Source organism: Stutzerimonas stutzeri (genome assembly GCF_024448895.1).
In the GTDB taxonomy this organism is placed as follows: Bacteria; Pseudomonadota; Gammaproteobacteria; order Pseudomonadales; family Pseudomonadaceae; genus Stutzerimonas; species Stutzerimonas stutzeri_Q.
The window spans coordinates 45,959-55,446 of record NZ_JAMOIC010000025.1 but is presented as its reverse complement, the minus strand read 5'-3'; the positions used below and the strand labels follow the sequence as shown (position 1 = coordinate 55,446).

5 protein-coding genes and 1 pseudogene are annotated in these 9,488 nt (G+C 59.3%); 4 read left to right on the top strand and 2 right to left on the bottom strand.

All coding sequences use genetic code 11. The features are described 5' to 3' along the window. Positions 1–231: 231 nt before the first annotated feature. Complete coding sequence (locus tag NA619_RS21685) at positions 232–5,382, top strand: RecQ family ATP-dependent DNA helicase (RefSeq protein WP_255963866.1); 5,151 nt, start codon at positions 232–234, stop codon at positions 5,380–5,382. 195 nt (positions 5,383–5,577) lie between these two features. Beyond that, the gene (locus NA619_RS21680) at positions 5,578–6,081 is read left to right on the top strand and encodes a ProQ/FinO family protein (protein WP_255963865.1); all 504 of its coding nucleotides are present in this window, start codon (positions 5,578–5,580) and stop codon (positions 6,079–6,081) included. A 234-nt stretch (positions 6,082–6,315) separates the two neighbouring features. On the opposite strand, the gene NA619_RS21675 is transcribed toward NA619_RS21680, so the two are convergent. Continuing rightward, positions 6,316–6,468: a hypothetical protein gene (locus NA619_RS21675; protein WP_255963864.1), complete on the bottom strand. Its 153-nt coding sequence runs from the start codon at positions 6,466–6,468 to the stop codon at positions 6,316–6,318. Positions 6,469–6,491: 23 nt separating this feature from the next. After that, positions 6,492–6,643, bottom strand: a pseudogene (locus NA619_RS21670) (MazG-like family protein); the annotation flags it as partial. 374 nt (positions 6,644–7,017) lie between these two features. Between NA619_RS21670 and NA619_RS21665 the strand changes: the two are divergent. Together NA619_RS21665 and NA619_RS21660 are read left to right on the top strand one after the other, a co-directional pair. Further along, entirely contained in the window at positions 7,018–8,280 is a 1,263-nt protein-coding gene (locus NA619_RS21665; RefSeq protein WP_255963863.1) for a sensor histidine kinase, read from the top strand. Positions 8,281–8,282: 2 nt separating this feature from the next. Next, on the top strand, positions 8,283–8,936 hold the full coding sequence (locus tag NA619_RS21660; RefSeq protein ID WP_255963873.1) for a response regulator transcription factor: 654 nt from the start codon (positions 8,283–8,285) through the stop codon (positions 8,934–8,936). Positions 8,937–9,488: the final 552 nt, after the last annotated feature.

The following is a 9,488-nucleotide window of genomic DNA, read 5'->3' as shown; positions in this document are numbered from 1 at the left end:
TACTCTTTTGCTCTTTTGCTCTTTTGCTCTTTTGCTCTTTTGCTCTTTTGCTCTTTTGCTCTTTTGCTCTTTTGCTCTTTTGCTCTTTTGCTCCTGCCGTTGTTCATCCGCCCACACCCGTCGGAAACCCCCGCACCCACACCCACCGCGACCCCACGCACCTACCTAGAACGGGCATTTGCCGCTACAGTGCCAATAGCCCCGTAGTCTGTTGCAAGGATCGCCGTCCGGATGGCTTCACCGTCTCAACCTAAAAGCCTGATCTTCGATCTCGAAGTCGCCCCCGGCAAAGCCGATAAGCCCGACCGGATCTTCATGGTCGGCGCCCTGCGCCCCGACACTGGCGCCGAGCTCGAGCGCAAAGTCGACCGGGACTTACCCGATATTCTCGAGTCGCTGGACAGCCTGGGGCAGGGCGCGAGCTTCGTCCTCGGCCACAACGTCATCGACCATGACCTGCCGATCCTCAGACAACAGGCCCCACACCTGGCCCTGCACGGGCTGCCGGTGATCGACACCCTGCGTCTGTCGCCCTTGGCCTTTCCGCAGAACCCGTATCACCGACTGGTCAAGGACTACAAACTCATTCGGGACAGCCTCAACTCACCGCTGTCCGATTGCCGCTCCACGCTCACCCTGTTTCAGGACCAGCGTCAGGCCTTTGCCCAACTGAACGAGACCAACCAGGCGGAGCTGCTGTGCTACCAGACGCTGCTGGCCCCCACACTCAAAAGTGACCTGGGCTCATTCTTCGCCTCGCTCAGCGGCACCAGCCCCAAACCGGTCACCGAGCTGCGCGGCCTGATTCCCCAACTGCTGGTTGAAAACGACCCGACCCTGACCCGAAGCCTCAAGGTCTGCAGCACCCGCCTTGAACAGCTCCTCGAAACCGACCTGCTGGACCCGTCGCTGCATCTGCCCTTGGCTTATGCACTGGCGTGGCTCCGAGTGTCAGGCGGCAACTCAGTATTGGCCCCCTGGGTGCGCTATCAGTTTCCGGAAGTAGGGCGGCTCATTGCCGAGCTGCGGGACGTTCCGTGCGGACGCAAAGATTGCGAGTACTGCGCCACCACCCATGACCCGCGCCATGAGCTTAAGCGCTACTTTGGCTTTGATGACTTTCGGACCGAACCGGATGGCAAGACTTTGCAGCACGACGTGGTGCTGGCCGGCATGCGCAGCCAACACGTGCTGGCCATTCTCGCCACCGGCGGTGGCAAATCCCTGTGTTACCAGCTCCCGGCCCTGAACCGCTTTCACCGCAACGGCAGCCTGACCATCATCATCTCGCCGCTGCAATCCTTGATGAAGGATCAGGTCGACGGCTTGCTTGAGCGCAACGTGCAATGCGCCGCCACCCTCAATGGCCTGTTGACCATGCCCGAGCGGGCCGAGGTGCTGGAGAAGGTTCAGATGGGGGACGTCGGCATCCTGCTGGTTTCGCCCGAGCAGTTTCGCAACAAGGCCTTTCGCCGGGCGATCAAGCAGCGCCAGATCGGTGCCTGGATCTTTGATGAAGCCCATTGCTTGTCCAAATGGGGCAACGACTTCCGCCCCGATTACCAATACGTGTCGCGCTTTATCAGCGAGCACACCGGTGGGGGCCCCTTGGCCCCCATCGGTTGCTTTACCGCCACGGCCAAACCGGATGTGCTTGAGGACATTCAGCAGCATTTCAGGGAGCAGCTGAAGATCGAGTTCGAGACCTTTCTGGGCACCCATGAGCGCACCAATTTGAGCTTCGAGGTGTTGCCGTGCACCCGTGCCGAGAAGTGGGCGCGCACCCACCAGCTGCTTGAAGACCATATTGGTCGGCACGACGGTGGCTCGGTGGTCTTTGTCTCCAGCCGTAAGGGCGCCGAGGAACTGTCAGACTTTCTAATCGGACAGGGCTGGCCCTGCAAGCACTTTCATGCAGGCCTCGAACCTCACGAAAAGACCGACATTCAAGATGCGTTCAAGGCAGGCCAACTGCGTGTGATTGTCGCGACCAATGCCTTTGGCATGGGCGTGGACAAGGCCGACATTCGGCTGGTGGTCCATGCCGACATTCCGGGCTCGCTGGAAAACTACCTGCAGGAAGCCGGGCGCGCAGGGCGCGACCAAGGCGACGCCCGTTGCGTGCTGCTCTATGACCTGCAAGACATCGAAACCCAGTTCGGCATGTGCGAACGCTCCAAGCTTGGCCTGCGCGATATTCAGCAGATCTTGCGCAAACTGCGCCGTGAAAGCGACCGACGCAAAGGTGGCAAGCTGATCATCACCGCCGGCGAAGTGCTGCTGGATGATGAGGTCGAAACGAGCTTTAACGCCGATGACCGCGACGCCGAAACCAAGGTGGTCACCGCGGTGGCCTGGCTCGAGCGCGGCCAGTACTTGAAGCGCGAAGAAAACCAGACCCAGATCTTTCCTGCGACCCTCCGGCTGCCGCAGGCCCAAGCCGAACAGCGCCTCAATAACGCTGACCTGCCAGCACGCCGCCTGGAAGAGTTTCGGGCGATCCTGCGCTTCCTGTATGACGCCGGGGCTGATGAGCGCATCAACACTGATGCGCTGATGGCCCTGACCAGCCTCACCTCTGAGGAGGTCACGGCGACCCTCAAACAGATGGAGGACATGGGCCTGCTGGAGAACGACTCCAAGCTGACCCTGTACCTGCGTCATGGCGTGTCGGGCGCGGCCACTCAGCGCTTGAAACACACCCTCGAGCTGGAAGCGGGTCTGTTTGAAACGCTGCGCGAGCAGGCCCCGGATGCCGAAAGCGGTGCCTGGCAGGACCTGAATTTGCCGCCACTGACCGCCGCGCTCAAAGAGTCGACCGGGCAAGGCGAGTTGATACCGCTGCATGTGCTGCGCTTGTTACGCAGCCTCGCGCAAGACCATGACAGCGACAGCCAGCAGAAGGGCACGCTGGAGCTGCGCCAGGTCAGTCGTGATTATCTGAAACTGCGCATCAAGGGTGGCCACAGCTGGGCGAAGCTTCACACCTTTGGCGAGAAGCGTCGGGCGCTGGCTGGGGTGCTGCTCGAGTTTCTGATCAGCAAGATTCCCGCAGGCCTTCGTGGCAAGGATCTGCTGGTGGAAACCACCTTTGGTGAGCTGGCCCGTGCCCTGGAAGCGGACTTGGCGCTGCCGCACCTGATCCCACCAGAACAACGCCGGCGCGCCATCGAGCACGTACTGCTGTACCTGCACAAACAGGACATTTTGACGCTCAACCACGGCATGACCGTGATGCGCCGCGCCATGACCATTGAGGTCAACCCGGAAAAGCGCAGCGGATTTCTAAAAGACGATTACCTCAAACTCGACGAGCACTACCGAGAAAAACGGATCCAGGTCCACGTGATGCGTGAGTATGCCGAGGTCGCTCTCGGCGAGATGGCCGCTGCGCTGAGCCTCGTGATGCACTACTTCAGCGATTCCAAACAGGACTTCATCAAGCGCTACTTCGAGGGGCGCGAAGAGGTCCTGAAACTCGCCACCAGCGAGGAGTCCTGGAACACCATCATCGAAACCCTGAGCGCACCGCAGCGAATGGTCGTCGCCGATGACGATGACATGAACCGCCTGGTGCTCGCCGGCCCCGGTTCGGGTAAGACTCGAGTCATCGTGCACCGCATCGCCTATCTACTGCGCGTGCGCCGGGTGCCAGCCAGCTGCATTGTGGCGCTGACCTTTAACCGCCACGCCGCTAACGAGATCAAGCAACGCCTGCTGCGCCTGGTCGGCGCCGATGCCTTCGGGGTCAACGTGATGACCTATCACCGGATGGCCATGCGCCTGACCGGTACCCGTTTCGCTCGGGGCGAAGCGGTTGAGGAGGGCACACTCAAACAGGTGCTGTCGGACGCCGTGGAACTGCTCGAAGGTAAACGCCAGGTCGAGGGTGAGGATGATCTGCGCGAGCAACTGCTGCGCGGCTATCGGTACATCTTGGTGGATGAGTACCAGGACATTGATGAGCTGCAGTACCGGATGGTCAGTGCCTTGGCCGGGCGCAAGGCGGAGGAGGATGGCCGGCTATGCATCCTAGCCGTGGGCGACGATGACCAAAACATCTACCAGTGGCGGGAGACCAACAATCGCTACATTTTGCAGTTTCGTGAGGATTACGAAGCGACTACCAGCTACCTCATCGACAACTACCGCTCGACCCGTCACATCATCGAGGCTGCCAATAGCCTCATTGAGCGCAACCCCGACCGCCTGAAGCAGCGTCATCCCATTCAGATCAACACGTCACGCCGTGATCACCCTCGTGGTGGCGATTGGGAGGACCTAGACACCGAGCGGCGAGGGCAGGTCATTTGCCTCTTGATACCGGGCGATGAGCAAACGCGACCGAACCTGCAGGCTCAAGCGGCCGTAGCGGAGCTTCAGCGCTTGTTGGATCTGGAGAACGGTGACTGGCAGGGATGCGCCATCCTGGCGCGCCGGCACGAGTGCCTGTACCCGGTTCAGGCCTGGTGTGAGCAGAACGGGGTTTCCTATTGCCTGGCGGCTGACAAGGATTCAGCGCTTCCGCTCACCGGCCAGCGCGGCTTCGTCGCGGCAATCGAACAGCTGCGCTCTCAGGATGCGGCGCTTGATGCGAAAGGCCATTGGCGTGACCTCGAAAGCGCATCGCTTGAACCCGAATGGCATGAGTTCTTCGAAGTTGCCTTTGGCCAACTGCTGGCTGAGCTTGGCGAATGTCAGCTCAGCGCCCAGGCCGTGATTGACTGGCTGTACGACTACGCGCGAGAACTGCGGCAGCAGCCGAAGCAAGGCCTGTATGTAGGCACTGCGCATTCGGCCAAGGGGTTGGAGTTCCGGCACGTGGTGCTGCTCGACGGTGGCTGGCCCACCGGCGCGGAGGTACTCAATGACGAGCGCCGCCTGTACTACGTGGGCATGACCCGGGCTGAGCAGACGCTGACCCTGTGCGAATTCCCCGATGGCAATCCGTTCAGCCGCCATCTGCCCGTAAATATTCAGAAGCGTGAATACGTAGGCCGGTACCTTCCGGCGCTTGAGAAACGCTACCTGCAGCTCTCACTCAGGGACATCGATCTGGACTACGCAGGCCGCCACCCGGAACACGCACCGGTACATGCGGCCATCGCGCAGCTTCAGATGGGTGATCCGTTGACGTTGGTCCCGAGTGAGGACCGGTACCTCATCCAAAACAGTCAGGGCCAAACCCTTGGCCGTACCTCAAAAACATTCAAGCTCCCGCTCGAGGTTGAGCAATGCGAGGCGGCTGGCATTCTGGTTAGGCAATCGGCGCACTGCGAGGAGCAGTACCGGGCCTGGCATAAGTGTGTGCAATGGGAGTTGGTGGTGCCGAGAGTCGTGGGATGCGCCCCGACCCTAAGTAAACCAGCATCGAGTCTGTGACCGAGCGCCGCACGTACGGCTTCGTTCAGCATTACCGTTTGTCTATCCACCGATATCGGTGATCCCGAGCCGATGAGGGAGGGGCCGGTGTGCCGTGATCACTTCTTGATCGTGTTGCCGCCTGGCGAGGCTGCTCCGAATGGCTGCATGGGATAATCTTGCGTCACGATCAACCATGAAGCGGCGAGCTGAACGATGGGTTTTGAGCAACTAGCTGAGCTACGTGACCGCCTGCGGGCTGAAAAGCAGCAGGAAAAGACTGAAAGCACGGAGCAGCGCAAGCGGGAACCTGCCTTGCAAACGAAGCCTCGCGAGGAAGATCCTGCATTGGTGGCGATAAGGCGATTGCAGAAGCGCTTTCCGCTGGCCTTCCCGGTCAACCCGGGCCCCAAGGTTCCGCTCAAGGAGGGCATTCTCAAAGATGCCGAGCAACACCTGAAGCTGCTTGGAATATCCAGCGAACAGCTCAAGTTGGGCATCGCGACCTGGTGCAAAGGGAGCCGATACTGGGCAAGCATGGTGGAGAATGCTCCGCGTCTGGACTTAAACGGCCAGGCGGTGGGCACGGTGACGGCCACTCAAGCGCTACATGCAAAGCAGCAGGCTAAGCGGCAACGCGGACAAGCGCGACGCAGCCAGTCAAAGCCGAAAGAGCGTATCGCCGCATCCGATACCACTGAAGAAAAGACCACCGATTAGAACAATTGCGCTCGGCACGAACACGCCCAATCAGCCCAGGCTCGAGAAGGGCGTGTACGACCGGTGACTAGGCGATTCGAGGGAGCGCTAATGGCCGAACCCGTCGCTGCGCAGTTACTCCCGCGTCAACGCCGACAGCCCGGGAGCCGGTGAGCATGTGCGACAAGCGGGTCCGCGTGTCGAGCCGACCAGCTTTGTCTCATAACCCGTACGGGATGCGGCGTTCTTCGCCAACTACATGCCACCGAGCAATCGGTTCCGCGCATTGATCTCCAAACGCCCGACTCGCTTGCCGGTGCGAGCAACGAGCTGGGCGAGAATCACATCTTCAATGTCGTCATTGTCGGTGTCGTGCAGGCACTGCTGTTTGGTTCCTTCGTAAGTCATCACGCGGTCTTCCTTGGCCGACTCTAGAGCTGGTCGTATTTCTTGCTCGCGTCATGTGCCTTGTGCACCGGTATTTCTCCCCGTTTCGCTTGAGCTTGTATTGAATGGCTTCATCCAGATCGACCCCAAGCACGTCCGCCAGACGAACCAAGTACATCAACACATTAGCCAACTCGCCTCACACTGCCTGAGCGGTTTCAGTGCCTGAACCCTTACCCAACCCCTTCGATATTGCGGCCCGCATAGGAATCGTTGCGAGGCTGAAAGTACCAGTCGCTGTGTACCAAGGTAGTAAACCGGCTTCTGCTGGCTGCCTCTAGCATGGGAACGTCCATACAAAATGAGCAGACACTATGCCTTCCCTCAAAGCCCCTAGTCCTCAAGCTGCTATTGATCGCCAGCTTGATCGGCAGAGATCTATGTTCTACCCATCAAGCCGGGCCGCTATACGTTTTTACTGCAAGCGTTTGCAGAAAAAAGGAACGGTAGGGTTTTCTCGATTGAGTAGTACGTGCGGGCGGATATTTCTCCAATACTGAGGGCTGAGACATGTCCGCGCTCTGGCGCACCAGTTTGCTGGTTTCGCTGTTTTTTAGCCTGGCCGCGGTCATTTGCCTGGTAGTGCTGCTACGCCAGGCTAGCCACGACGTAGAGCGTGAGCTGAACGCGGCTGCTGCCGTACTCACCTACCTTCGGGATGCGGCCGAACGCGACCCTGCGCTCCTTCAGCCAGACCTGGCCGCCCACCTGCGCCATGTTCAGGTGCGCTTTCAAGAGGAGGATATTGACGATAGGGAACGTGAGCAGGATCAGATTAGTTGGCTTGAGACGGTGTTATATCCGGCCGAACTGCCCGCACCGCTGATGGTGCGCATGGCTGACGGTCGATTGCTGCAGTTGAGCGTCAATCCCAAAGATGAAATCGAGGAAGTTTGGGATTCGTTACTGCAACTGTTCGCGTTGTTTGGTATCGCCTTATTGTTGAGTCTGTGGGCGATCCGCTGGGCCGTGCAGCCCGCGCTCGGGATGCTGAATGAGTTACTAGCCGCCTTTGGTTGCGTATCGCAAGGGCGGCTCGAAACCCGTCTGCCAGCGCAGTCCTTATTCGAGGCGAGACAGCTGGCGGGGCATTTCAATCGCATGGTCAGCTCGCTGGAACACACTCGACAGGACAATGATGACCTCACGCGATCACTACTTGCGTTGCAGGAGCGCGAGCGCACCCAGATCGCACAAGCCCTGCACGATGACCTCGGACAATACCTAACCGGCATCCGTGCCCAGGCCTGCTTGCTCCAGGCTATCAAGCATGAGCCTCCACTGGTGAGCAGCGCCGCGCGGTGCGTGGATGAGTACTGTGAGCAGCTACAGGATGCTTTCAGATGTCTGACTCGCGAGTTGTATCCCGTGATGCTCGATCATCTGGAGCTGCCCGAGGCGATTCGCCTGTTAGCCGACCGTTGGCAGAACACGCAAGGCATTGAGTTGCGATTGCACATAGATCACCGGCTACCGCGGCTGCATCTGAGTGCCAAGGCGCACCTATACCGTCTCTTACAGGAGTCGCTGACCAATGTGGCCAAGCATGCGCATGCCAGCTTCGTGTGCGTTCGGCTACGTATACAGGGGGAGCGGCTGCGACTGCTGGTTCGTAATGACGGTGATGGACGCGGTGAAATCCGGCGCTCCGGTATTGGCCTCAGGTCCATGCAAGAACGTGCGCGTTCGTTGGGAGGTTCACTAATCGCATCTGGTCGCAGAGGCGGCGGGTGGACTGTCTATCTCGACATACCTATCAAGGAGGCACCATGAACATGAAGATTCTGCTCGTGGACGATCACGCCGTGGTTCGCCAGGGCTACGCCGCGCTCCTACGAGTGATGTTGCCGGATGCCCAGGTTATTGAAGCCCGTGATGGTGAGGAGGCTTTGGATATAGCTCATGAAACGCCTCCAAGCTTGGCGATCATGGATATCGGGCTACCTGGTATCAGCGGCGTGGAAACCACGCGGCGCTTGTTGCAGCGATTGCCCCAGCTGCGAGTGCTGTTCTTCAGCATGCACGACGAGCTGCCACTGGTGCGTCAGGCATTGCATGCCGGTGCCGCTGGCTACATCACCAAAAGCTCATCGCCAGAAATTCTAGTGGATGCAGTACGCCGTACGCTGGCTGGCTACGCCTATATCGAGCAGCCGCTGGCGACGCAGTTGGCATGCAATCCCACCACTGCCAACGGCCCGGACCCGCGTTTACAGGCTATGACCCAGCGTGAATTCGAGATTTTCGTAATGCTCGCCAAAGGCACTCCGCTACGTCTGATCGCCGAGCGGCTATGCATCAGTGGCAAGACGGTGTCCAATTACCTGACGCTGCTAAAGAGTAAGCTGCAAGTCAGTTCGCATGCTGAGTTGGTTCATCTGGCTATCGATACCGGAATCCTGCGGGTTGGCGACCGAGCCGCCAGTTAGGGTGGCACCACCGGAGGTTGGCAAGCGGCCCAACTTTGATGTCGGGGGCAGCTGCGTTGATACAGGGCAACTTCTGCCGCCGAAGCTGCAGGAGGTTATCCAGTCGTCCTGGCCGACGTGGCGGAGATGGCCAAACCTGAACGAGAGGTGGTGTTCGTTCTTTGAGTCGCTTGAGCCCGCTTAGGCGCTACCGCTCGACGATCACGAAACTGCTGGTTGGCTAGGTCCAGACTGCTTCGGCTTGGCTGCGGTTGGCTGATATTCTATGGCCCCCGGCTTGGGCCAGGTTTAAGTGTTTTTTAAGCTGATGACTTCGGCAGCAACTTAGCTGTCCACGCAGAAAAACCCGGCCATTCGAGTATTTCCTTTCGTCCTTTATGCAATGCAACCGACGCTCGCGATCTGATACCAATAGCTTGTATTGCCAATCGGGGGAGGTGAGCGCGCTGAGAAATTTGCCAGCCCACTGAAGGTAGGTTTGGTTCCCGTATCGAAGCCGCCCGCGGCAATGTCATCGACGGACGTAGCGAAGGTTTTTAGGAGCAGAGCGGA

Coding starts and splice junctions, on each gene's coding strand:
- NA619_RS21680 (WP_255963865.1), top strand. CDS start 5,578: ATGGGTTTTGAGCAACTAGCTGAGCTACGTGACCGCCTGCGGGCTGAA.
- NA619_RS21675 (WP_255963864.1), bottom strand. CDS start 6,468: ATGACTTACGAAGGAACCAAACAGCAGTGCCTGCACGACACCGACAAT.
- NA619_RS21685 (WP_255963866.1), top strand. CDS start 232: ATGGCTTCACCGTCTCAACCTAAAAGCCTGATCTTCGATCTCGAAGTC.
- NA619_RS21665 (WP_255963863.1), top strand. CDS start 7,018: ATGTCCGCGCTCTGGCGCACCAGTTTGCTGGTTTCGCTGTTTTTTAGC.
- NA619_RS21660 (WP_255963873.1), top strand. CDS start 8,283: ATGAAGATTCTGCTCGTGGACGATCACGCCGTGGTTCGCCAGGGCTAC.